The organism is Microbispora sp. H10836, assembly GCF_012999525.1.
Classification (GTDB): domain Bacteria; phylum Actinomycetota; class Actinomycetes; order Streptosporangiales; family Streptosporangiaceae; genus Microbispora.
Map to the genome: position 1 here is coordinate 148,798 of NZ_JABBWU010000013.1, position 23,952 is coordinate 172,749.

22 protein-coding genes are annotated in these 23,952 nt (G+C 71.6%); 11 read left to right on the forward strand and 11 right to left on the reverse strand.

Translation table 11 applies throughout. The features are described from left to right. Window positions 1–25: 25 nt before the first annotated feature. The 3 genes from gatA to HHX30_RS24060 all read right to left on the reverse strand — a co-directional run bounded on the left by gatA (window position 26) and on the right by HHX30_RS24060 (window position 4,005). Window positions 26–1,516 (reverse strand): Asp-tRNA(Asn)/Glu-tRNA(Gln) amidotransferase subunit GatA, encoded by a 1,491-nt coding sequence (gene gatA / locus HHX30_RS24050; RefSeq protein ID WP_169984231.1) that lies wholly within the window; start codon window positions 1,514–1,516, stop codon window positions 26–28. Further along, window positions 1,513–1,812 carry an Asp-tRNA(Asn)/Glu-tRNA(Gln) amidotransferase subunit GatC gene (gene gatC / locus HHX30_RS24055; RefSeq protein WP_169984232.1) on the reverse strand — a complete coding sequence of 100 codons (300 nt, stop codon included), beginning with the start codon at window positions 1,810–1,812 and terminating at the stop codon, window positions 1,513–1,515. Before gatC ends, gatA begins: the two co-directional genes overlap by 4 nt. Window positions 1,813–1,908: 96 nt before the next feature. After that, the gene (locus HHX30_RS24060) at window positions 1,909–4,005 is read right to left on the reverse strand and encodes a putative bifunctional diguanylate cyclase/phosphodiesterase (protein ID WP_396705124.1); all 2,097 of its coding nucleotides are present in this window, start codon (window positions 4,003–4,005) and stop codon (window positions 1,909–1,911) included. Window positions 4,006–4,366: 361 nt separating this feature from the next. Between HHX30_RS24060 and HHX30_RS24065 the strand changes: the two genes are divergently transcribed. After that, window positions 4,367–5,755 (forward strand): glycoside hydrolase family 6 protein, encoded by a 1,389-nt coding sequence (locus HHX30_RS24065; RefSeq protein WP_169984234.1) that lies wholly within the window; start codon window positions 4,367–4,369, stop codon window positions 5,753–5,755. A 255-nt stretch (window positions 5,756–6,010) separates the two neighbouring features. After that, window positions 6,011–7,120 (forward strand): hypothetical protein, encoded by a 1,110-nt coding sequence (locus HHX30_RS24070; protein WP_169984235.1) that lies wholly within the window; start codon window positions 6,011–6,013, stop codon window positions 7,118–7,120. 59 nt (window positions 7,121–7,179) lie between these two features. Here the strand turns inward: HHX30_RS24070 and HHX30_RS24075 are convergent, their stop codons facing one another. The 4 genes from HHX30_RS24075 to HHX30_RS24090 all read right to left on the reverse strand — a co-directional run bounded on the left by HHX30_RS24075 (window position 7,180) and on the right by HHX30_RS24090 (window position 12,666). Then, entirely contained in the window at window positions 7,180–8,043 is an 864-nt protein-coding gene (locus HHX30_RS24075) for a PhzF family phenazine biosynthesis isomerase (RefSeq protein WP_310741990.1), read from the reverse strand. A gap of 496 nt (window positions 8,044–8,539) precedes the next feature. After that, a complete protein-coding gene (gene ligA / locus HHX30_RS24080; protein WP_169984333.1) occupies window positions 8,540–10,732 on the reverse strand; it encodes an NAD-dependent DNA ligase LigA in 2,193 nt (730 codons plus the stop codon). 361 nt (window positions 10,733–11,093) lie between these two features. Next, complete coding sequence (locus tag HHX30_RS24085; RefSeq protein WP_169984236.1) at window positions 11,094–11,525, reverse strand: hypothetical protein; 432 nt, start codon at window positions 11,523–11,525, stop codon at window positions 11,094–11,096. Window positions 11,526–11,661: 136 nt separating this feature from the next. Next, complete coding sequence (locus HHX30_RS24090) at window positions 11,662–12,666, reverse strand: methionine synthase (protein ID WP_169984237.1); 1,005 nt, start codon at window positions 12,664–12,666, stop codon at window positions 11,662–11,664. 19 nt (window positions 12,667–12,685) lie between these two features. Here HHX30_RS24090 and HHX30_RS24095 point away from each other — a divergent pair, with 19 nt between their 5' ends. Next, a complete protein-coding gene (locus HHX30_RS24095; RefSeq protein WP_169984238.1) occupies window positions 12,686–13,318 on the forward strand; it encodes an MBL fold metallo-hydrolase in 633 nt (210 codons plus the stop codon). A 1-nt stretch (window position 13,319) separates the two neighbouring features. Here HHX30_RS24095 and mnmA read toward each other — a convergent pair whose 3' ends face one another. After that, on the reverse strand, window positions 13,320–14,405 hold the full coding sequence (gene mnmA / locus HHX30_RS24100; protein ID WP_169984239.1) for a tRNA 2-thiouridine(34) synthase MnmA: 1,086 nt from the start codon (window positions 14,403–14,405) through the stop codon (window positions 13,320–13,322). Window positions 14,406–14,481: 76 nt separating this feature from the next. Here mnmA and HHX30_RS24105 point away from each other — a divergent pair, with 76 nt between their 5' ends. The 6 genes from HHX30_RS24105 (at window position 14,482) to HHX30_RS24130 (ending at window position 19,397) form a co-directional block, all read left to right on the forward strand. Continuing rightward, window positions 14,482–15,522 carry a DUF695 domain-containing protein gene (locus HHX30_RS24105; protein WP_169984240.1) on the forward strand — a complete coding sequence of 347 codons (1,041 nt, stop codon included), beginning with the start codon at window positions 14,482–14,484 and terminating at the stop codon, window positions 15,520–15,522. A 135-nt stretch (window positions 15,523–15,657) separates the two neighbouring features. Continuing rightward, window positions 15,658–16,578 carry a Rieske 2Fe-2S domain-containing protein gene (locus tag HHX30_RS24110; protein ID WP_169984241.1) on the forward strand — a complete coding sequence of 307 codons (921 nt, stop codon included), beginning with the start codon at window positions 15,658–15,660 and terminating at the stop codon, window positions 16,576–16,578. After that, on the forward strand, window positions 16,575–17,141 hold the full coding sequence (locus HHX30_RS24115; RefSeq protein ID WP_169984242.1) for a hemerythrin domain-containing protein: 567 nt from the start codon (window positions 16,575–16,577) through the stop codon (window positions 17,139–17,141). Before HHX30_RS24110 ends, HHX30_RS24115 begins: the two co-directional genes overlap by 4 nt. Next, window positions 17,138–17,644 carry an oxidoreductase gene (locus tag HHX30_RS24120; RefSeq protein ID WP_169984243.1) on the forward strand — a complete coding sequence of 169 codons (507 nt, stop codon included), beginning with the start codon at window positions 17,138–17,140 and terminating at the stop codon, window positions 17,642–17,644. Before HHX30_RS24115 ends, HHX30_RS24120 begins: the two co-directional genes overlap by 4 nt. A gap of 11 nt (window positions 17,645–17,655) precedes the next feature. Then, window positions 17,656–19,146: a molybdopterin-dependent oxidoreductase gene (locus HHX30_RS24125; RefSeq protein WP_169984244.1), complete on the forward strand. Its 1,491-nt coding sequence runs from the start codon at window positions 17,656–17,658 to the stop codon at window positions 19,144–19,146. Next, a complete protein-coding gene (locus HHX30_RS24130; RefSeq protein WP_169984245.1) occupies window positions 19,146–19,397 on the forward strand; it encodes a hypothetical protein in 252 nt (83 codons plus the stop codon). The genes HHX30_RS24125 and HHX30_RS24130 overlap by 1 nt, the downstream gene beginning before the upstream one ends. Window positions 19,398–19,418: 21 nt before the next feature. Here the strand turns inward: HHX30_RS24130 and HHX30_RS24135 are convergent, their stop codons facing one another. Next, window positions 19,419–19,739: a hypothetical protein gene (locus HHX30_RS24135; RefSeq protein ID WP_169984246.1), complete on the reverse strand. Its 321-nt coding sequence runs from the start codon at window positions 19,737–19,739 to the stop codon at window positions 19,419–19,421. Window positions 19,740–19,782: 43 nt separating this feature from the next. Continuing rightward, window positions 19,783–20,937, reverse strand: coding sequence for a cysteine desulfurase family protein (locus HHX30_RS24140; RefSeq protein ID WP_310741989.1), 1,155 nt, complete (start codon window positions 20,935–20,937; stop codon window positions 19,783–19,785). Window positions 20,938–21,040: 103 nt separating this feature from the next. On the opposite strand from HHX30_RS24140, the gene HHX30_RS24145 reads away from it, so the two are divergent. Continuing rightward, window positions 21,041–21,532 carry a TetR/AcrR family transcriptional regulator gene (locus HHX30_RS24145; protein WP_169984248.1) on the forward strand — a complete coding sequence of 164 codons (492 nt, stop codon included), beginning with the start codon at window positions 21,041–21,043 and terminating at the stop codon, window positions 21,530–21,532. Between the two features lie 139 nt (window positions 21,533–21,671). Then, on the forward strand, window positions 21,672–22,883 hold the full coding sequence (locus tag HHX30_RS24150; protein ID WP_169984249.1) for an MFS transporter: 1,212 nt from the start codon (window positions 21,672–21,674) through the stop codon (window positions 22,881–22,883). A gap of 111 nt (window positions 22,884–22,994) precedes the next feature. Here the strand turns inward: HHX30_RS24150 and HHX30_RS24155 are convergent, their stop codons facing one another. After that, a complete protein-coding gene (locus HHX30_RS24155; protein ID WP_169984250.1) occupies window positions 22,995–23,948 on the reverse strand; it encodes an electron transfer flavoprotein subunit alpha/FixB family protein in 954 nt (317 codons plus the stop codon). Window positions 23,949–23,952: the final 4 nt, after the last annotated feature.

The following is a 23,952-nucleotide window of genomic DNA, read 5'->3' on the forward strand; positions in this document are numbered from 1 at the left end:
GCCGCCGTTCCCCTCCCCTCGGCGACTAGAGCGCGGGCGCGCGGGACAGCAGCGGGCCGCCCCACCGGCTCTCGTAGGCCTTCTCCACGGCCGCGCCGACCCGGTAGCAGCGGTCGTCGGCCAGGACCGGGGCCATGACCTGCAGTCCGACCGGCAGGCCGTCCTCGTCGGCGAGGCCGCAGGGCACCGAGATCGCCGCGTTGCCGGCCAGGTTGGTCGGGATCGTGCACAGGTCGGCGAGGTACATCGCCATCGGGTCGTCGGCCCGCTCCCCGATCGGGAACGCCGTGGTCGGCGTAGTCGGCGAGACCAGCACGTCCACCTGCTGGAAGGCCGCCTCGAAGTCCCGCATGATCAGCGTGCGGACCTTCTGGGCCTGCCCGTAGTAGGCGTCGTAGTAGCCCGACGAGAGGGCGTACGTGCCGAGCATGATGCGCCGCTTGACCTCGGGCCCGAAGCCGGCCGCCCGGGTGAGCGCCATGACCTCCTCGGCGCTGCGGGTGCCGTCGTCGCCGACGCGCAGGCCGTACCGCATGGCGTCGAAACGGGCCAGGTTGGACGAGCACTCCGACGGCGCGATCAGGTAGTACGCGGGCAGCGCGTAGGAGAAGGTCGGGCAGGAGACCTCGACGACCTTGGCGCCGAGCGACTCCAGCAGGTCGACGGCCTCCTGGAACCGGGCGAGGACGCCGGGCTGGTAGCCCTCCCCACCGAACTCCTTGACCACGCCGACCCGCATGCCCGCCACGTCGGCCTGGCGCGCGGCCTCCACGACCGGCGGGACCGGCGCGTCGATCGAGGTCGAGTCGAGCGGGTCGTGGCCGGAGAACGCCTCGTGCAGCAGCGCCGCGTCGAGCACGTTGCGGGCGAACGGCCCGGGCGTGTCGAGCGAGGACGCGAACGCGATCAGCCCGTAGCGGGACGAGCCGCCGTACGTCGGCTTCATTCCGACGATGCCGGTGACCGCGGCGGGCTGGCGGATCGAGCCGCCGGTGTCGGTGCCGGTGGACAGCGGCGCCTCGTAGGCGGACACCGCGGCCGACGAGCCGCCCGACGAACCGCCCGGGATCCTGTCCAGGTCCCAGGGGTTGCGCGTCGGACCGTACGCCGAGTTCTCCGTGGACGACCCCATGGCGAACTCGTCCAGGTTGGTCTTGCCGAGGATCACCAGGCCGGCCTCGCGCAGGCGGCGGGTCACGGTCGCGTCGTACGGCGGGCGCCAGCCTTCGAGGATCTTCGAGCCGGCCGTCGTCGGCATGCCGGTCGTGGTGAACACGTCCTTGTGCGCGACCGGCACCCCGGCGAGCGGGCCGAGCTTCTCGCCCCCGGCGAGGCGCTCGTCGACCGCGCGGGCCTGTGCCAGCGCGGACTCGGCGTCGACGTGCAGGAAGGCGTTGACCTGGCCGTCGACCTCGGCGATCCGGTCGAGGTGGGCCTGGGCGACCTCGACGGCGGTGACCTCTCGGGAGGCGACCAGCGCGCCGAGCTCGGCGGCGGTCTTGCGAATCAGACTCATTCTTCCTCCCCGAGGATCCGCGGCACGCGGAAGCGGTCGTCCTCCACCGCGGGCGCGCCGGACAGGGCGCCTTCGGGCGAGAGGCCGGGCCGTACGTCGTCGGGCCGGAACACGTTGGTCAGCGGAAGCGCGTGCGAGGACGGCGGGATGTCGTCGGCCGCCACCTCCGCGACGCGGGCGACGGCGCCGACGATCTGGTCGAGCTGGGCGGCGAAGTGGTCGAGCTCGTCGTCGGCCAGTGCCAGCCGGGACAGCCGGGCGAGGTGAGCGACCTCATCGCGGGTTATGGCGGACATGAGTCGTCGAACCCGTTTCATGATGGAGATTGGACCTACCCATCCTAGGGCTCGTCGCCGAGCGCGGCCGACCCGACGACGCCGCGTCACATGGTCTTAATGCGACGACCGGGTCCCGGGGGTCAGTGCGGCGGGGGACGGGGCGCCGCCGCTCTCACGGTCCCGGAAGGCCGCACTGAGCCGGCCGCGCAGCCACGTGGTCGCCTCACCGGCCGGCATGGGCTTGGCCAGCCACCACCCCTGGCCCGCGTGGCAGCCCATGTCCCGCAGCAGCGCCGCGATCTCCGGCGACTCGACCCCCTCGGCGACCGACCTCAGCCCGAGGGACCGTACGAGGTCGATGATCGAGCGGACGATGCGCTCGTCGTCCGGGGACTCCCCGAGCCGCCGGACGAACGACGCGTCGATCTTCACTTCGGAGACCGGGAGGCGCTGGAGCCGGACGAGCGAGGAGTAACCGGTGCCGAAATCGTCCAGGGCCAGCTGGATGCCGAGGCCGGCGAGGGTGCGGATCGTGTCGGCGCTGTAGGCCTGGTCGGTCATGAGGATGCGCTCGGTGACCTCCAGCCGGATGGCCTCGGGCGGCAGCTCCAGCTTCTCCAGCCCGGACTCCAGTTGCTCGGGCAGGCTCGAGTCCAGCAGGTCGCGGGCCGACACGTTGACCGAGACCGGCACGTCGATGCCCGCGTGCCACCACCGGGCCGCCTGCCCCAGCGCGTGGCCGATGACGTGCTGGGTGAGCTCGCGCATCAGGTACGACTGCTCGGCCAGCGGGATGAACTCGGCGGGCGAGATCGGCCCGCGCACCGGATGCCACCAGCGCAGCAGCGCCTCGACGCTCTCGACCCTGCCGTCCTCGAGGCTCACCTTGGGCTGATAGTGGAGCTCCAGCTCGTCGGCGTCGATCGCGCGCCGCAGGTCGCCGAGCAGGCTCAGCCGTTCCGGCGAGTTGCGATCCTTGCCCGGCAGGTAGAACTCGACGCCGGTGCGGCCCTCCTTGGCGAGGTACATCGCCACGTCGGAACGCTGCATCAGCAGCTCGAAGTCGGGCGCGTGGTCGGGATAGAGCGCGATCCCGATCGACGCGTCGAGGTCGAAGGTCATGCCCTCGAGGCGTACCGGCTCGGTCAGCGCGACCCGCAGCCGCGAGGCGACCTCCTTGGCCGCCTGCGCGTCCCTGATCGACGGGAGCAGCACCGCGAACTCGTCGCCGCCGAGGCGGGCCACCACGTCGCCGGGCCGCACGCTGTGAGTGAGCCGGTGGGCCACGATCTGCAGCAGCCGGTCGCCGACCGGATGGCCGAGCGTGTCGTTGACCTCCTTGAAACGGTCGAGGTCGAGCAGCAGCAGTCCCACCCGCTCGTGCTCGCGCGCCTCGGCCAGGGCCTCCTCGGTACGCAGGATGAGCATCTTGCGGTTCGGCAGGCCGGTGAGCCCGTCGTGGGTCGCCTGGTGGTCGCGGCGCAGCGAGAGCGTCGCGGTGAAGTAGACGGCGGCCAGCGGCGCGACGAACAGGGGGACCAGAGCCGTGGAGTGCGCCATCACGACGACCACCAGCGGTGCGAGGCCGAGCAGCGCGCCGTAGACGAGGGCCTGCGGGCCGATGGACGCCTTCATCACCCGGGCCAGCGGCCGGCGCTCGTGCAGCGCCACCGCCTGGCAGACCAGGATCGCGCGGACCGCGAAGTACGCCGCCGCGGCCACCGCGATGGCGGGGATGTCGCCGCCGTCGGGCGTCCAGGGGGTGCCGGGAGCGGGATGCGCGCCGAACGCGGCGAAGGCCGCGGCCGCGGCCACGCAGGCCAGGGTCACCTGGGCGAGGTTGAACGACACCCGGTGCCAGGCCCTGCGGTGCACCAGACCGCTGACCACCACGGCGATCGCCTGCATCAGCGCCGCCGTCGGCAGGCCCTGGTACATCAGCACGGCGAAGGTGAACATCGTGGAGGCCGGCGTGCCCCCGACGAGCGTCGAGGAGCTGAACATCACCGGGCGCAGCTCGCCCAGCACCACCAGGACGGTCAGTATCCAGAACAGCGGGGCGCGGGCCACCTCGCCCAGCTCGCCGAAGCCGAGCCGTACCTGCGCGATCACCAGCGCGGTGACCCCGACGGCGGTGACCGCCGTGAGATAGGCCCACAAGGGCGAGCCCGGGCGCGGTCCGGTGTCCCGGGTGTCGACGGGCGTGGACAGTTCGCCCAGGTCGACGGCGGGCAGGAGGACGCGTGGCACCCCGGCGAGCGGCATGAGACCGCGTGAAAGCGTCATCGGTAAGAAACCCCCCAAGAGGTCACTATGGGAGGGTACGGCCTCTGGGCCACTTCGCGAAACCGCTTGGGCACACTGCGTCACCATGATTTCTGGAGATATCACGGCCTGGCCGGACTTGTGGTGAAAGTTTCAAGTGCTCCACAGGTCCGATCCCCCGCCCGCCTGCGCATATTAGGTTGGCCGTCCATACAAATAACGAGCGGCCCTTCTTGGACCGACCGTCGGCTCCCTACCATCCGATAGAACTGTGGGAGCGCTCCCACATTACCGGACGGAGTATTCCATGTCTCGCAGATTGACGGCGGCTGTGCTCGCAGCGGTCGCCACGGCCGCGGTGGGAGCGTCCGTGCTCGCCTCCTCCGCCGCGCAAGCCGCCGACTCCGCCTTCTACGTGGACCCGACGACCAACGCGGCCAAGTGGGTGGCCGCCAACCCCAACGACAGCAAAGCCGCCGTGATCAGGGACCGCATCGCCGCCGTCCCGCAGGGCCGGTGGTTCGCCAGCTACAACCCCTCGGCCGTGCGCAGCCAGGTCGACGCGTACGTGGGCGCCGCAGCGGCGGCCGGCAAGATCCCGATCATGGTCGTGTACGAGATGCCGAACCGCGACTGCGGCGGCGCGAGCGCGGGCGGCGCTCCCGACCACGCGTCCTACCGTGCCTGGATCGACCAGGTCGCCGCGGGCCTCGGTGGGCGTCCGGCCTACATCATCCTGGAGCCCGACGCCCTGTCGATCATGCCGAACTGCATGAACTCCTCCCAGCAGGCCGAGGTCCAGGCGTCCATGGCATACGCCGGCAAGAAGTTCAAGGCCACCTCCTCGCAGGTCAAGGTCTACTTCGACGCGGGCAACGAGGCCTGGGTGGGCGCCTCCGACATGGCCAACCGCCTGCGGGGCGCCGACATCGCCAACAGCGCGGACGGCATCGCGCTCAACGTCTCCAACTACCGGTTCACCACCGCCACAGTCTCCTACGCCAAGAACGTCATCGCGGCCACCGGCATGTCCTGGCTGAAGGCCGTGATCGACACCAGCCGCAACGGCAACGGCCCGGTCGGCAGCGAGTGGTGTGACCCGGCCGGCCGCGCCACCGGCGCCTGGAGCACGACGAACACCGGCGACTCGGCGATCGCCGCGTACCTCTGGGTCAAGCCTCCGGGCGAGTCCGACGGCTGCATCGCCCCCGCGGGCCAGTTCGTGCCGCAGCGGGCCTACGACCTGGCGATCGCCGCCCCGTACACCCCGCCGGTGTCCCCGTCCCCGTCCCCGACCCGGTCCCCGTCGCCGTCGCCGTCCCCCTCGGCTTCGCCGTCGGCGCCCCAGTCTCCCTCGCCGTCCCCGTCGGTCTCGCCGACGTTCACCGGGAACCGCGGCTGTACGGCCGTCTACAAGGTCGTCAACTCGTGGGGCGGCGGCTTCCAGGGTGAGGTCACCGTGACCAGCGCGGGCTCCTCGGCGATCAACGACTGGACCGTGAAGTGGACGATGCCCGGCGGGCAGTCCATCACCCAGGCGTGGAACGCCAACCTCACCGGCAGCAGCAGCGTCACGGCCACGAACCTGAACTGGAACGGCAACCTCGCCCCCGGCGCGAGCACCACGTTCGGCTTCCTCGGCAGCTCCAGCGGGACCCCCTCCACCCCGTCCCCCCTGGTCTGCACCACCTCCTGACCCCCGCGTAGTCCAGGCGTGCCGTACGGCTCCCAGCCGTACGGCACGCCTTCGACGCGTCAGGAAATCGAGCCCGGCGGGATCTCCATGAGCCCGGGAGCGGCCAGGCCGATGAGGTGCGTCCCGGGCCGGACTGATTCAGCTGTGCCGCGATGCCGGCCGGCGCGGTCGAAGGACCCCCTCACGCCGCGGGTCCCGGTATGTGGCGCTCGGAGTCACTGGTCTGCCGGGAAGGGACCGACGTACAGTCGGTTCATGATCTCGTGGCGGGGCCGGCTCGGGCGCGGGCCGGCCGGCGGGGCCGTGGTCGCGCTGCTTCTCGCCACGTCCGCCTCATATCCCGTCGAGATGCTGGACACGCGGTTTCTGCAGGCGGACGGCTGCCCTAACGCGGTGATGTCCGTGCGGGGAACCGCCGACAGGCCGGGGCCGCTGGTGCCCGCCGAGGGCGCCGTCTCGGTGACACTGTGCGAGCTGATCGCGCCGTTGAGGAGCGGTCCCGGGCCGATGCCGTCGCCACGGCCCGGACGAGACCGCACCCTCAGCACCCGCGTCGCCGAGATGATCGCCGTACTCAACGCGTTGCCCAGGCGAGACGAGGCGGAGGCGGCGGCACGGGCTCTCATGACCGCTCAGGGTGGTACGCCGCCCGAGGACCTGCACATGGGCGAGGCCTGCACCGCTGTGGGATACGGCGAGCAGTTGTCGTTCGCGGTGCGCTACCGCGACCGGCCACCAGCGCTGCTCCTGCTCGACCGCAACTGCGCCCTTGTCCACCACGCGGGCCGGACCCGCTTTCTGTGGGGCGATCCCGTCGACCGCTTCCTCTTCTTGTACCGGGAACAGATCGCGAGAGACCCGACGTCGGTCCCGGCGCCCACGTGCCCGGACACGGTGGCGGTGGCAGAGGTCGACAACCGGCCGGATCTGGAGTTTCCCGAGGACGGCATGGCTCGCAACCGTGGCCGCGATGACGAGTTCCTGCCCGGCCCGCTCGCCGTGGTCACCGCCTGCCGCTACCGTGCGGACGGAGCCGATCTTCAACTGCGCGCTCACCGGGTCCTACGCGAGGATCTCGAACCCATCCGGGGACTCCTCAACGCCGCGGCCACCATACGGAGCGTGACCGACAGCCAGGGCACCACCGACTTCGTCAACGGCGTGGACTGCGGCGCGCCGGACCGGACACGGGCCGCGACGCCGATCAGCCGTCTCGACGTCGTGTGGGTGACCGACACGACCGGGGCCGTCGCCGAGATACGGATCTGGCGCGCCCCCTGCCAGGCCGTGTTCAGCGGCACCGCGGCCGGGCTGAGGGCCGAACCCGCTCTGCTGAGCCGGCTCGATTCCTGGCTGGGCCGCTGACGCCTCCGCCACGATGGCGGTGCCGGGTCCCCATGCCGAGTTCGCACGGGTGGGTCGGGTCACCGCGGGCCTGACCGGCCTTCGGCCGGAACAGGCACCGCCGCGCCGGAAACCCGGACCCTGGAGTCCCCGTCTCGCAGTTCCACCCGCAGCAGACCGGGCCGTCCCATGTCGACACCCTGACGCAGGGTCAGCACGGCAGCGGGACCGGCCTCGCCGAGGTCCCGCAGATACGCCCCGAAAGCGGCTGCGGCGGCCCCGGTGGCCGGGTCCTCCACGATCCCGCCGACGGGGAACGGATCCCGCACCTGGAAGGTGTCCGCCGACTCCCGCCACACCAGGTGCACAGTGACGAGATCCCGATCGGTCATGTACCGCGCGAGCCGCGAGAAGTCGTAGTCGAGATCGGCGAGGCGCTCGCGGGTGGCAGCGGCCAGCACCAGGTGGCGCGATCCCGCGTAGGCGATCCGTGGGGGTAGTGCCGGATCGAGCTCGTCGATCCGCCACCTCAACGCGTCGAGCGCCTGCGCCACGTCGAGCTCGCCGATCGGCTTGACGTACGGCTCCACGCTGGTCAGGGTCGCCCACAGCACACCGCCTTCGTCCGCCACCACCTCGACCGGCACCGTTCCGGCCTGCGTCTCGAAGACCAGGCGCCCCGGGCCGATCCGTTCGGCGAGCGCGACCGCCGATGCCACGGTGGCGTGCCCGCAGAACGGCACCTCCGTCTTCGGGCTGAAATACCGGACGGTGAAAGTCCGGCCGGCCGGTGGCGCGGTCTCGTTCAGGAAGGCCGTCTCCGGATGACCCACCTCGGCGGCGATGGCGAGCATGGCCGCCTCATCGAGCCCGCTTGCGTCGAGCACCACCCCGGCCAGGTTGCCGCCGGCGGGATCGGTGGTGAAAGCGGCGTACTGCAGCACTTCGGGTATCGCATCGGCAGAAGTCGGCATGCTCGATGAAACAGGACTAGAGATGATCCTGTTCCGGGACAAGGCGCACGTCCGCCCACTCACGACTCCCCGCCACCAATGTAAGATCGCTTCTACGTTAGATTCGTTCTACGTTTGTCGACTACCTGCGGGAGTCGTTGGCCAATCCACTGTCAGCGCTGCTCATGGCCGGCGAGTTGTCGTTGCTGGGGGAATTCCCCGAGACCTCCCACTCTCGCGCGGTCCTGTCGGCGGTGGGGAGCGGTGCGCGCACGTTCTCCGCTATCGCCACCGAGGCGGGCGGCGCCGCTCCCCTGGCGTCCGGCACACTCTCTCCGCTGGGCTAGGGCGGACCGGGAGGACTCGGCCTCGGCTGCCCCTGATCCCACCGGCGCTGCCTCAGCGTCTCTCAGGGCGCGTCCTCACTCCTCGGGGTGACGGCGACGGCGCGTGCTCACTCCTCGGGGGTGACGGCGACGGCGCGTGCTTACTCCTCGGGGGTGACGGCGACGGCGCGGGCGGCGTCGGGGCCCTCACTCAGCAGGGTGTGGAAGCCCTCCTCGTTGAGGATCGGGACGCCGGCCTTGACCGCCTTGTCGTACTTCGAGCCGGGGTTGTCCCCCACCACCAGGAAGCTTGTCTTCTTGGACACCGAGCCGGTGACCTTGCCGCCCCTGACACCGATGGCCTCGCTCGCCTCGTCGCGGCTGAAGTCCGACAGCGTCCCGGTGACGACGAACGTCAGCCCCTCCAGCGGACGCGGCCCCTCGTCCTCGGGCGACTCGTCGGCCATCCGGACACCGGCGGCCCGCCACTTCTCGATGATCTCCCGGTGCCAGTCGACCGCGAACCACTCCTTGATGGTCGCGGCGACTCGCGGGCCGATGCCCTCCACAGCCGCGAGCTCCTCCTCCGACGCCTTGGCGATGGCGTCGATCGAGCGGAACTCCGCGGCGATCGCGCGGGCCGTGGGCGGCCCGATGTGCCGGATCGTCAGCGCCACGAGCACCCGCCACAGCGGCTGGTCCTTCTTTTTCTCCAGTTGCTGGAGGATCAGCTCGGCGTTCTTGCTCGGTTCGCCGGAGATGTTGGCGAAGAAAGAGACCACCTTCGGCTCGCCGGTCTCCGGATCGGTCTTCGGCAGGCCCGTGTCGGGGTCGCGGACCACCGACCTGATCGGCAGCAGCTTCTCGATTGTCAGGTCGAACAGGTCGGCCTCCGTGCGGACCGGCGGCTCCTGCGGCGGCAGCGGCTGGGTCAGCGCGGTCGCCGCGACGTAGCCCAGCCCGTCGATGTCGAACGCGTTGCGCCCGGCCGCGAAGTAGATCCGCTCACGCAGCTGCGCCGGGCAGGACCGGGCGTTCGGGCAGCGCAGGTCGGCGTCGCCCTCGCGCTCGTAGGCCAGTTCGGTGCCGCACTCGGGACAGTGCGTGGGCATCACGAACTCCCGCTCACCGCCCTGCCGCAGGTCGACGACGGGCCCCACGATCTCGGGGATGACGTCGCCCGCCTTGCGCAGCACCACGGTGTCGCCGATCAGCACGCCCTTGCGCGCCACCTCCGAACCGTTGTGCAGCGTCGCGCGCTCCACGGTGGACCCGGCCACCACCACCGGCTTCATCACGCCGAACGGCGTGACCCGGCCCGTCCTGCCCACACCGACCTGGATGTCGAGGAGCTTGGTGGTGACCTCCTCCGGCGGGTACTTGAACGCGATGGCCCAGCGCGGTGCGCGGCTGGTCGAGCCGAGCTGCCGCTGCACCGGGATGCGGTCGACCTTTACCACCACACCGTCGATCTCGTACTCCGGGTCGTGGCGGTGTTCGTTGTAGTGCTCGATGAACTCGCGGATCTCATCGAGGCCCTCGACCACCCTGTAGCGGTCGCTGACCGGCAGCCCGAAGTCGCGCAGCCGCTCGTAGACCGCCGAGTGGGTGGCGGGCAGCGGACCGCCGCCCTCCCACTTGCCGACGCCGTGCACGATCATCCGCAGCGGGCGCTGCGCGGTGATGCGCGGATCCTTCTGCCGCAGCGAGCCGGCGGCCGAGTTGCGCGGATTGGCGAACGGCGGCTTGCCCGCGTCCATGAGCTGCTCATTGAGCTTCTTGAAGCCCTCGACCGGCAGGAAGACCTCGCCGCGCACCTCCAGCAGATCGGGGACGCCGTCCCCGGTGAGCCGGTGCGGCACGTCGCCGAGCGTGCGGATGTTGGGCGTGATGTCGTCGCCGGTGCGCCCGTCGCCCCGGGTCGCGCCGCGCACCAGGCGGCCCTTCTCGTACACGAGCGCGACGGCCAGGCCGTCGATCTTCAGCTCACAAAGGTAGGGGCCCGGGTCGGCCTCGATCAGCCGCTCCGCCCTGGCCTGCCAGCCGGCGAGGTCGGCGTCGTTGAAGGCGTTGTCGAGGCTCTCCATGCGCTGGAGATGGGTGACGGGGGCGAACTCGGTGGAGACCGGCGCCCCCACCTTCTGGGTGGGCGAGTCAGGCGTGCGCAGATCGGGATGCGCCTCCTCCAGCGCCAGGATCTCCCGCATCCAGCCGTCGTACTCGGCGTCGCTCACCGTGGGCGAGTCGAGCACGTAGTAGCGCCAGTTGGCGTCCTCGAGCAGCTCCGTGAGCTCGGCGTGCCGCTCCCGTGCCTCGGCCGGCGCGCCCTGTGTCACCCCGGTGGCGCCCGTCACGCTTTCGACCTCGCTCGCGGCCTCCGCGTGCCCGTTCGCCGCGTCCCCGAGCGCGGCGCCGTCGAGCCCGTCAGCCTCGTCAGCCCTGTCGCTCACGTCGCCCGTCTCCCCTCGTCAGACACCCAGGGCAACCGTATCTCCGGCGACCGACAGTTCGCGAAGGACGGGGGCGGGAGCCGCGCCGAGGACGTGGGCGACTCCCGCCGGACCGCTCGGCGAGAGGGCCGCTCCAGACCGCGCGGCCCCTCGTCTCATTGAGCGATCGAGAATTACGGTAGACCGCTTGCAGCCCACTTTCATTCCTTTTTGTCCGGGTGTACTCGGGCCGGTCACCGTGGATGGAAGGGGACCGGCCCGAGGGTCATCCTCCCTGGGTCCAGACCCGCTCCCAGCGAGAGCACTTGCCGGTGACGCGGGTCGCGCTGCCCCGGCAGACCATGGCCTTGGCGAGCAGCATGTACCCGGCGTTCACCGTGAACGTCCGCGGGGTGGACTGAGAGCAGTTCCGCGAGGTCGCGGTGCGGTACTTCCCGCGGTCGGTCAGCCACTTGATCTTCACCCACGAGCAGGTCTTCGCCCCGCCCGCGTCATAAAGGTCGCCGACGATGCGCAGGCCCGACGATCCCGACCGGACGTACCCGTTCGCCCAGCCCTTGGTGTCCGAGGACGCCGTCGGTCCCCACTTCCAGGTCTCCGCCGCGGACGAGGCCGAGGCCTCCGCGGGGGCCGCGACGAGACCGGCGGCCAGAGCGGCGGTGGCAAGAGGGAGCAGAAGGCGCGCGGCGCTTCGCATGGGGTCTTCTCCTGAACGTCTGAACTTCCAGCACGTCAAGAGATACGTGACAAGGCTTGTGAATCACTTGGGGATGAGCTGGGAGGCCGCTTGGATCGCTCGCCGCGGCCCCGCTCCCGCTCTCACTCCCCGCGCCTCACTCACCGGGGTCCTCGCGCAGCACCAGGGCCGCCTCCCGGCACCGGGCCAGCGCCGCCCTGGCGTACGCCGGAGAGGCTCCGGCCAGGCCGCACGCGGGAGTGAGCACGACCTGCTCGGCGAGCCTCCCCGGCGCGAAGCCGAGCCGCCGCCACAGCTCCACCGCCGGCTTGGCCACCACGCCGACGTCGGCGAGCCGGGAGTCGGTCCCCGGCACGACGCCGAGGAACAGCGCGAGCCCCTTCTCGATCGTCTCCCCGATGGCGTCCTCGTCGCGGCGGCGCAGCAGCGCGGCGTCCACGGACACACCCCGCGCCCCCGCCGTACGGATGACCTCGTAGGGCACGCCCGGCGCGCAGCAGTGGACGACCGGGAAGGCGGGCGCCGGCGCGGAGAGCACGGTCTTCAGACGTTCCGACGCGATCGGGGGTTCGACGGCGGGCAGCCGCCCGAAGCCGGACGCGGTCGGCAACGTGCCCGCCAGCACCCGGGGCAGCCCCGGCTCGTCGATCTGGACGACGAGCTCGGCTCCCGGAATCCGGCGCCGGACCTCCGCCACGTGCTGCGCCAGTCCCTCGGCCAGCGACTCGGTCAGGTCGCGTACGGCTCCCGCGTCGGCGAGCACCTTGTCGCCGTGCCGGAGCTCGATCGCCCCGGCGAGCGTCCACGGCCCGCACGCCTGGATCTTGAACGGCCCCACGTAGCCCTGGGAGACCTCCTCCAGCCCGTCGAGGTCGCGGGTGAGATGGTCCCTGGCCCGCTTGAAATCCCGTCCCGGCCGGTCGCTGAGCCGCCAGCCGGACGGCTGCACCTCCACCGGCAGCTCCACCAGCAGGGACGCCGTGCGCCCGATCATGTCGGCGCCGACCCCCCGGGCGGGCAGCTCGGGCAGGTACGGCATGGGCAGTTCGCCGAAGGCCGTCCTGACCGCCTCCAGATGGTCCTCGCCCGGGTAGGACCCCACCCCGGTGGCCGTGGCCTCGGCCCACGGATAGTCGCTCACGGTCACTAGCTTAGGGACTATGAAACTCACCAAACTCGGTCACGCGTGCTGGCGGCTGGAGAAGGACGGGCGGACCCTCGTCATCGACCCCGGCGCGTTCAGCGGCGAAGGGCTCCTCGACGGCGCGGACGCCGTGCTGATCACGCACGAGCACTTCGACCACGTGGACGTGAATCTGTTCAAGGACGCGAGCCCGGACCTGGAGGTGTACACCTGCCAGGCCGTCGCCGACCAGCTCGGCCAGATCCCGGCGAAGCTCCAGGTCGTCACCCAGGGGGACGCATTCGACACGGCGGGGTTCCACGTGCGCGCGGTCGGCGAGTGGCACGCGCACAACCTCCCCGACGTCCTGCCGGTGCAGAACGTCGGCTTCTTCGTGGACGACGAGGTGTTCTATCCCGGTGACGCCCTCACGCCGCCGGGCGCCGAGGTCCCCACGCTGCTCGTGCCGACCAACGCGCCGTGGCTGAAGGCGGCCGAGTCGATCCTCTACCTGCGCTACGTCCGGCCCGCGCGGGCCTACTCGACGCACGACGGGATCGTGAACGACATCGGCGCGACCCTGATCGACAACTGGCTCGGCATGGAGGCCGGCAGGCAGAAGGCCGACTTCCGCCGGATCCCGGTCGGGGAGTCCGTCGAAGTTCCGTAGCTCAAACGGCCGAGGCGATCGTGGCGGAGCCGATGACGACGTCACCGTCGTACAGGACGGCGCCCTGGCCCGCCGCGACGCCTGTCGCCGGGCGGTCGAGCTGGATGTGCAGCTCATCGCCGGACACCTGGGCGCGGCAGCCGTACACCTCGCCGTGTGCCCGCAGCTGCACCGTGCAGGTGATCGGCTCGTACGGCTCCGGCTGCGGCCCGTTCCACACCGGCCGCTCACCCACGACGGAGGTCACCTCCAGGGAGGAGCGCGGCCCGACCGTGACCGTGTTGGACACCGGCTCGATCGACAGCACGTAGCGCGGCCTGCCGTCGGCGGCCGGCCGGTCGACGCGCAGGCCCTTGCGCTGCCCGACCGTGAAGCCGTACGCCCCCTGGTGGCTGCCGACCACCCGGCCGGTGAGCGCGTCGACGATCGGCCCCTCCGACGAGCCGAGGCGCTCGGCGAGGAACGCCCGGGTGTCGCCGTCGGCGATGAAGCAGATGTCGTGGCTGTCGGGCTTGTCGGCGACGGTCAGCCCGCGCCGCGCGGCCTCCTCGCGCACCTGCGCCTTGGTCGAGTCGCCGAGCGGGAAGATCGCGTGTGCGAGCTGCTCGCGGGTGAGCACCCCCAGCACGTACGACTGGTCCTTGGCCTCGTCGACGCTGCGCCGGAGCACACCGTCCTCCAGCCGCGCGTGATGGCCGGTGGCGACGGCGTCGAAGCCGAGCGCGATCGCCCGGTCGAGCACCGCCTCGAACTTGATCTTCTCGTTGCACCGCAGGCAGGGGTTCGGCGTGCGGCCGGCGGCGTACTCGCTGACGAAGTCCTCGACCACGTCGCGGTGGAACCGTTCGGCCATGTCCCAAACGTAGAAGGGGATGCCGATGACGTCGGCGGCCCGGCGGGCGTCGCGGGCGTCCTCCAGCGTGCAGCACCCGCGCGCGCCGGTGCGGTAGGACTGCGGGTTGGACGACAGCGCCAGATGGACGCCGGTCACGTCGTGCCCCGCCTCGGCGATCCGGGCGGCGGCCACCGCGGAGTCGACCCCGCCCGACATGGCGGCGAGGACGCGGAGCTTTCGTGTGGGACCCATAACACATCGAGGTTACCCCCCGCGGGAGCGCGCCCGCGTTGGCATCGGGGCGGGCGGGCTGGGAGGATGCGGGGTCATGCGACTGTTCGGGCGCAAGAGCGAGTCCACCGACCCCGCCGAGGCCATCGCGGCGTTCTGGACCTGGTGGGACCAGGCCCGTCCCCAGATCGACGCGTACGTCGAGGCGGAGGACCCCGGGGCCCTGGCCGAGATGATCGGCCCCGCCGTCACCGCGCTCCATCCGTCCCTCGTCTGGGAGATCGCTCCCGGCCGCATGGCCGTGCACGCCCTGGTGGTCAGCGCGTCGAACGACCCGGAGCTGCGGCCGCTCGCCCACCGGTGGGCCCTGGCCGCGCCGTCTGCGGACGCCATGTGGGAGTTCTACCCGTCGCGGCAGGCGAACCCGCAGGCCGCGGACCTGACGGTCGACGTCGGCGGGCGGGAGTTCGGGCTCGACCGGCTGGTGGTGGCGCTGCGCGTGCCGCCCGGCACGCCCCGCGTGGACGTCACCGCCTTCCACCCGATCTTCCCCGACGTGGACGACGACACGCGGACGGAGGCGACCTTCCTCGCGCTCGACTGGCTGCTGGGCGAGGACGAGGTGGCCCGATGGCTGGGCGAGATCGTGGCCGCGGAGTTCGAGCCGATCGACGCCCTCCCCGCGGTCCACCTGCCCGCCGTCGTCGCCGACGTCGCGGAGGGCTTCAAGGAGGAGCAGTGGGCGCTGCTCGAAGGCCACACGGCGACCGGCGGCCGGCTGACCGCCGCCGCCCGCTACCCCCTCAGGCCCGTGGACTTCCCGCTGTTCGACCAGCACATCGCCGTCACGCTGCCGTACCGCGAGGCCGACGGCGACGGGCTGCCGTCGGGGGCGTCCCTGGACGCGCTGCGCGACTTCGAGGAGCGGCTGACCGGCCGGCTGGCCGAGGCCGGCTCGGCCGTGCTGACGGCCCACATGAGCGCCGACCGCAGCCGGGTGCTGCACGTGTACGCCGATCCCGCGGCGGCCGTCCCTCCCGTGGTCGAGGAGATCGCCGCCGAGTGGAAGGAGGGGCCCGCCCGCGTCGACGTGGCCGAGGACCCCTCCTGGAGCGCGGTAGCCCCCTTCCTGACCTGAATCCGGACATTAGGCGCGTTTTTCCCCATTTGAGCACGGGCACGTCGCGATAAAGGCACCGCGCGGGCGAGCGCCCGCGTTCCGCCCGTTCCCGCAGTCTGCGGGGCCGATCCGGCGACGGGATTGGGGTCGGACATGGCTCAGCGCACACTGGACCGGTTGCTGAACGCGATCGAAGGCGACGGCCGCCTCGATCGGCCGGGGCATCGGCTCGAACAGGGTTTCGCGTTCACCGAGAACCTCCTCGGGATCACCAGGGGCCCCGCCCGCGGCTTCCTGCACGGGGTCTGGCTGGGTCATCCCCTCCATCCACTGCTGACCGACGTCCCGATCGGCTCCTGGACGATGGCGCTGGTCCTGGACCTCACCGGGCAGAAGCGGGCGGCTCGCGCAGCCGTGGGAATCGGCCTCGCCGGAGCGCTGGCCGCGGCGGTGACCGGCCTGCACGACTGGCAGTACACGCATGACAACGCCCGGCGCGTCGGGCTGGTCCACGGCACACTCAACGCGCTCGCCATCGGCATGTACGGCTGGTCGTGGTGGCAGCGGGGCCGGGGACACCACCTGCGGGGGCGGCTCGCCGCCCTGCTCGGCTACCCCGTGATCGCGGTCAGCGGCTTCCTGGGCGGCGCGCTCACCTACCGCCACCAGATCGGGGTCGATCAGGCGGACAGACAGCTCGAACCACGCCGTTTCACCCCCGTGCTGGCCGAGCGCGACCTGACCGAGAAGAGCCCGCGCCGGGTGCGGGCGGGCGACGTGGAGGTCGTCCTGGTTCGCGCGGACGGCCGCATCCACGCTCTGGAGAACGCCTGCCCGCATCTGGGCGCTCCGCTCTCCCAGGGGTGGCTCAGGGACGGCTCCCTCACCTGCCCTTGGCACGGTTCCCAGTTCGAGCTGCACAGCGGGGAGAGCCTGAACGGCCCGGCCGTCGCACCCGCGCCCTGCCTGCAGACCCGCGTACGCGACGGGTGGATCGAGGTGCGCCGGGCGCCGGCGGTGGCTACCGCTCCCCCGGGCAGCACGCTGGTCCACCAGCAGGAGGTGCAGCCATGAGGAGGAGGTCGGAGGTGCTCACCGAGGTGCGGCAGGCGCCGGCCCCCCGGGAGCGCAAGACGGCGACGCGGGTGCTCGTGGAGCACCACGAGGTGCTGCGGGGGCTCATGCGACGCACGCAGGAGACGCCGCGCTCCCAGCCCGGACGGCGGCGCACGCTCGCCGACGAGCTGTTCGACGAGCTGTGGATGCACGAGCGCATCGAGGAGAAGATCTTCTATCCCGCGACGCGCGATGTCACCCCGGGCATCGCGGCGGCCTGGTCCGAGCACCGCCAGCTCAGCGACCAGCTCGCGGCCCTGGTGCGAGCCGACCCGCGGACCGAGCGGTTCGACCGGGAGCTGAGCGTGATGCACGACGCGCTGGAGTCGCACGCCCACCTGGACGAGGAGCAGGAGATGTTCCCCGAGGTCGAGCGCTTCATGGACGAAGAACGGCTCGTCGACCTGGGCGACCGGCTCCAGGCGCGTCTGGACACGCTGCGCTCGTCGCGGCGGGTCCGCGCGGTCCTTCGCCTGCAGCGGGCGCTGTTGCGCCGTACGGCCGGACGGGCGCGGCGATGACGGCGGGAGGTCACGAGATCGGGCGAGGGCCGCTCACGACGGTCGTGATGCGGTACTCGGGGCTCGGCAGGCTGGCCACGCTCCTGGAGTATTTCGCCTTCGACCTGCCGAGGACGACGACCGCCGCCGGAGGGACGCTGATGGCCGGTCTGGCCGCCGCCCACGCTTATCTGATCGGGGGCGGCACGGCCGACCCGGCCTATCTGAACGTGTACCGGGCGCTGATCGTCACCGGATCGCTGGTGGCGATCGCGCTGATGTCGCTGCCCGGCCCGGCCAGGGCCGGATGGCGGCTCGGCTCGCTGGTCTCGGTGGTGGCGCTCGCGGTGTACCTCGCCAGCCGCACCGCCGGCCTGCCTGGCATGCCGCTGCTCGCGGGGCGGTGGGACTGCCCCCTCGGCTCGGTGACCATGGGCGTCGCGGCGCTGTTCCTCGCCCTGCACGGCAGCGTCCTCACCGGGGTCAACGTGGCCTATCCCCGGCGACGCGACTGGTACGACTGAGTGAGGCGACGGTGGACGTCTACGGCTTTCCCGCATGGCTCCGGGTCGAGCACTGGATCAACGCGCTGTTCATCACGCTGATGGTGCGCAGCGGAATCGAGATCCTGGCCACCCACCCCAAGCTGTACGGGCGCGACGACAGCAGGCCCGGCTCCGAGTGGGCGAGGTTCACCCGCAAGACCATGCCGAAGGACAAGCTGTACGACACGCTGGACGAGGAGGAGTCCTACTCCCCGATCATCTCCCTGCCGGGGCACAGGAATCTCGGCATGGGCCGGCACTGGCACTTCTTCGTCGCGATCGGCTGGGTCCTCGCCGGCGTGACCTACGTCGCGCTGCTGTTCGCCACCGGCCAGTGGCGCCGCTACATCCCGACGTCCTGGGGCATCCTCCCCCAGGCGTGGCACGACCTCCTCACCTACCTGAGCTTCCGGCTTCCCCCGCACCTGCCCGGCGAGCCGTTCGACGCGCTGCAGAAGCTGGCGTACGCGCTGGTGATCTTCGTGCTCGCGCCGGTCGCGATCCTGAGCGGGCTCGCGCAGTCACCCGCGGTCGACGCCCGCTTCCCCTGGTTCCTGCGGCTGTGGGGCGGCCGCCAGCGGGTGCGCAGCCTGCACTTCTTCGTCCTGCTCGCCTTCCTCGCCTTCACCGCCGTCCACCTGCTGATGCTCGCCGTCTGGGGCTGGGGCCGCGAGAACTCCCTCATGATCTTCGGGCACGGGGACGCGCCGGTGGGAGGTCTGTGGGTCTCGCTCGTCATCATCGCCGCGATCATCGGCGTGAACATCACGGTGACCGTGTGGTCCCTGCGGCGTCCGCGCATGGTCCAGCGCGTCCTCGGCGCGGTGGTCATGGCCCTCCGCAGGGCGCTGCTCCGCCCCGCCACCTCTCACCAGCACTATCCGAAGGCGGCGGTGGCCGCCCAGCACCGGGTGAACGGCAAACCGCCGGACAGCGACACGTACAAGATCATGGCGGTGCACGACTTCGCACCGTGGCGGCTCACTGTCGGCGGCCTGGTCGAAAACCCGGTGGTCCTCACGCTGGAGGACCTGCGGGCCCTGAACACCCGGCAGTCCCAGTGCGTGCTGCACCACTGCATCCAGGGCTGGTCGAGCGTCGGCGAGTGGACCGGCCTGCCGCTGCGCGACCTGCTCGACCTGGTCAGGCCGCTGCCGGAAGCCCGCTACATCTGCTTCCTGACCATGCAGGACACCGGGAGGGACGAGCCGAGCGCTCCCGGCGAGGGGCACTTCTACGAAATCATCGATCTGGAGCTGGCCCATCATCCGCAGACCCTGCTGGCCTACGAGATGAACGGCGAGCCGCTGCCGATCGAGCACGGCGCCCCGCTGCGGCTGCGCCTGGAGAACCAGCTCGGTTTCAAGATGGCCAAGTGGATCCACGACATCGAGTTCCTGTCCGACTACCGGCTGGTCGGCGACGGGATGGGCGGCTGGCGCGAGGACAACGTCCACTTCGACATGGAGGTGGGCATCTGATGGCGCGGCCCGAGGTCATGCCGCTCGGCGGCAGCCAGCGGGAGCGGGTGCGCGCCCGTCTGCGCTCCGAGCACACCGTATGCCGGGCCTGCGGAGGCGACCTCGTGATCGGCGACGCCCTGTTCCTCGGGTTCGTCTTCCACAGCGAGCCCACCGACGCGTACATGATCGGGCTCACCTGCGCCAACCCCTCGTGCCCGGCGAGGTATACCGGCATCAGGCTCCGGGCCCGGGAGTTCCTGGACCGTTAGGGCGTGTCCGGCACCCCAGCCCTATCGGACGAGGGGGACACGCGGGCGCGGGACGGGCAGGCGGTCCATGAGCGGCAGTGCCTCCCGCAACCGCGCCCGCAGCGCCTCGTACCGCACGCGCTCGTCCGGCGCGAGCCGGCCCCTGGCGTGGTAGTGGGCCAGCCGCTCCAGCCGGCCCGCGATCGCGATGCCCCAGCGGACGCGGAAGTCGTAGACGCGCCCGCCGTCGGGCGGCCGCTCCGGGTCCGAGGCCAGCTCGCGCAGTTCGCCGACCCGGTTGAACAGCATGTCGAGGTCGGCGTCGACGCCCGCCACCCTCGTCTTGTGCGTTTGCTGGGTCATACTCGGGCCCGTGCCCGAGCCGCCTCCGGACAAACAGGGCAAGTTACGACAACCCGGCGCGCCGGGCGCGCTCGACGACGTGCCCGATGACGTCCGCGACGCGGTCGACGTCCTCCTCCACGGACGTGTGACCGAGAGAGAAGCGCAGTGAGCCACGGGCCCGCACGCCGTCCTGGCCCATCGCCAGCAGCACGTGGGACGGCTGGGCCACCCCGGCGGAGCAGGCCGAGCCGGTGGAGCACTCCACGCCCTTGGCGTCGAGGAGCATGAGCAGGGCGTCCCCCTCACAGCCGGGGAACGAGAAGTGGGCGTTGCCCGGCAGCCGGTTCACCGGGTCGCCGTTCAGCACCACGTCGGGCACGGCCCGCCGTACGCGCTCGATCAGGTCGTCACGGAGCGCCGACAGCCGCTCGGCCATGGCGGGCTGCCGCGCGACGGCCGTCTCGACCGCCGCCGCGAATCCGGCGATGGCCGGCGCGTCGAGAGTGCCGGAGCGGATGTCACGTTCCTGCCCGCCTCCGTGCAGGACCGGAACCGGATCGACGCCGCGGGCCAGCAGCAGCGCCCCCACACCCACGGGACCGCCGACCTTGTGGCCGGAGACGGTCATGGCGTCGACGCCGGACTCGGCGAACGAGACCGGAAGCTGACCGACCGCCTGCACGGCGTCGGTGTGGAAGGGGATGCCGTACTCGTGCGCGATGGCGGCCAGCACGCGCACCGGCTGCACGGTGCCCACCTCGTTGTTGGCCCACATGACGCTCACGAGGGCCACGTCGTCCGGGTCGCGGGCGATGGCCTCGCGCAGCGTCTCCGGATGCACCCGGCCCTGCTCGTCCACCTCCAGCAGCTCGACGCGGGCGCCGTGGTTGTCGCCGAGCCAGTGGGCGGGGTCGAGGGCGGCGTGGTGCTCGACCGAGCTGATCAGGATCCTGGGCCGCTTCCTCGCCCAGTAGAGGCCCTTGATGGCGAGGTTGTCGGCCTCGGTGCCACCGGCCGTGAACACGACCTCGCTCGGGCGGGCGCCGAGCGCGCAGGCGATGGTCTCGCGCGATTCCTCGACGACCCGCCGGGCGCGGCGCCCGGCCGCGTGCAGGGACGAGGGATTGCCGACCTGTCCGAGCTGGGCCGTCATCGCCTGGATCGCCTCGGGCAGCATCGGCGTGGTCGAGGCATGGTCCAGATACGCAGCTCCCACGACCCCTCCCTGACACGTATTCAGCCCACCAAGCGTATCCGGGTAGACGGAGGACACCGATAACGTGTCGCAACTAAACCGTCCAGACGGTACAGTAGACGGCATGAGGAGGGACGAACTGCTGGACGCGGCCGAGGGCCTGCTCCAGGACCAGGGCGCCCAGGCCCTGACCCTGGCGGCGGTGGCCGAGCGCGCCGGCGTCAGCAAGGGCGGCCTCCTCTACCACTTCGCCAGCAAGGAAGCGCTCGTCAAAGGCATGATCGAGCGCCTGATCGCCGACTTCGACGCGCTGATCGAGGCGCAGTCGGAGAGCACCTACACCCGGGCGTACCTCGCCGCGACGTTCGAGGCCGTGGAGACCGGCCGGCTGCGACGATGGGCCGTGGTCACGGGCGCGGCCGGCGATCCCGAACTGCTCGCGCCGCTGCGCGGGGCGATGGCCCGCTGGATGCGGGACGGCCTGGACGACGAGCCCGATCCCCTGGCATCCCAGGTCGTACGGCTGGCCTGTGAGGGCGTCTGGGAGGTCGCCACCCACTGTGCGGCGATCATCGACTACGCCGCGATCCGCGCCAGGCTGCTCGCCCTGCTGTAGCGCGTCTCTTGTAAGCCCCCGAACTCCCACTTGGTGGTCGCCCTTCCTTCCGGCATTGCCGTGAAAGGGCGACCTGCTGGTGTCTGCCCGTAAATCCGGGCTCGGAAACCCGCTTGACACACCTGGAAAGGAAGCTGTGATGACCCGCGCTTTGAGGAAGGCCCGTCACGGGGCAGTCCTCACCTTCGTCCTGGCCGGCCTGATGTGTGGAACCTTCACCGTGCGCCTCCCGGCGCTGGCCGACCGGCTCCGCCTGCCGGAGTCGTCGGTCGGGCTCACCCTGCTCAGCTGGGGGCTCGGTGCGCTGCTCACCATGCAGCTCATGCGCGTCGTCCTGGCCAGGTTCGGCAGCCGCGGCGTCCTGCGCGCGGCCGCCCCTCTGTGCGCGGCGTCACTGGTCCTCGTCGCGTTCGCGCCGTCCTTCCCCGTGCTGGCCGTGGCCGCCGCGTTGTTCGGCATGGCCTTCGGCGCGGTCGACGTCGGCATGAACGCCCAGGGCTCGGCCGTCGAGCGCGCGTACGGCCGCCCGATCATGAGCGGCATGCACGCGGGATGGTGCGTCGGCGCGATCTCGGCGGGCCTGCTCGGCACGGCGGCCATCGCCCTGGGGCTGTCCCTCACCGCCCACATCCTGGTCGTCGCCCTGGTGTCGGTGCCGGCCGCGCTGGCTCTCAGCCGCATGCACCTGCCCGATGCCGCGCAGCGGACGGCCGGCGCCGCGTCGTCCGCCCGCTCCCGGCGCAGGCTGCCCGGGGTCGTCTACCTGCTCGGTGCGATCACCTTCGCCGCGTTCATGGTGGAGGGCGTCGTCGCCGACTGGAACGGCCTGTACCTCATCGGCACGCTGCACGCCTCCGAGGCGGTCGCCGCGCTCGGCTACCCGGTGTTCGAGGCGGGCATGCTGCTCGCCCGGCTGGCCGGTGACCGGCTGCGCGGCCGCTACGGCGCCCGCGGGCTGGTCGCGTTCTCCGGCGCCGCCACCGCGCTCACGTTCCTCGTGGTCATCGCCGCGCCGGTGACCGTGGCGGCCGTGGCCGGACTGTTCTTCATCGGGCTGTCGGTGGCGACGATCTCACCGATGGCGCTGTCGCTGGCGGGGACCGCGACGCCCGAGCCCGGCCCGGCGATCGCGCAGGCGAGCGCCATGGGCTACGCGGGCCTGCTGCTCGGTCCCGTGGTGATCGGCTTCCTGTCCAGCGCGGCGTCGCTGCGGGCCGCGATGGGTGTGGCGGTCGTCCTCGGCGTCGTCATCGCCGTGGCCGCACGACTGCTGCCCGCGTCCCGTACGGAGATCATCCCGCTGCCGGTCCGGCCGGGGGACGAGAAGACCCGCCTCCGCGCGGCCGCCTGACGCGTGGGCGGCGCTCAGGTCGGGGACCGCCGGGTGACCTGACACCCCGCGAGCGCCGACGACGAGCTCCCAGGCCCGTGCCGTGTGGACACACGGCACGGGCCGGACGCGTCACTTGCGCTTGTCGACCTCCTCGGTGAGCTGCGGCACGACCTGGAACAGGTCGCCCACGACACCGAAGTCGGCGATCTCGAACAGGGGCGCCTCGGCGTCCTTGTTGATCACGACGATGGTCTTGGAGGTCTGCATGCCGGCCCGGTGCTGGATGGCCCCGGAGATGCCGGCCGCGATGTAGAGCTGCGGGGACACGGTCTTGCCCGTCTGCCCGACCTGGAACTGGTGCGGGTACCAGCCGGCGTCGGTCGCGGCACGCGAGGCGCCCACGGCCGCGCCGAGCGCGTCGGCGAGCTTCTCGATGATCGCGAAGTTCTCGCCCGAGCCCACGCCCCGGCCGCCGGAGACCACGATCGCGGCCTCGGTGAGCTCGGGACGGGCACCCTTCTCCTGGACGACCCGCTCGACGATCCTGGCCGCGCGGGCGGCGTCCGAGAGCGCGACCTCCACCTTCTCCTCGGCGCCGGCCGCGGCGGCGGCGACGGGGGCGGTGCTGTTCGGGCGGACCGTGATGATCGGCGTGCCCTTGGTCACGCGGCTGTGGACGTTGACGCCGCCGCCGAAGATGGACTGCTCGGCGACGAAGCCCTCGCCGACGCCCACCGCGTCCGAGATCACACCGGAGTCCGTCTTGATCGCGAGGCGGCCGGCGATCTCCTTGCCCTCGCCGGTCGCGGCGAGGAAGACCGCGGCCGGGGAGCGCTCGGTCACCAGGTGCGCCAGCACCTCGGCCTTGGGCGCCGCCACGTAGTCGCCGATCTCGTCGGCCGCCGCCACGTAGATCTTCTCCGCGCCGTACTCGGCGAGCCTGGCCTTCGCGGCGTCGGAGTAGCCGGGGCCGGCCCATACGGCGGCCGGTGTGCCCAGCGACCGGGCCAGGGTCAGCAGTTCGAGGGTGACCTTCTTGACGTCACCGTCGACGTGCTCGACGAGAACCAGAATCTCACTCATCACG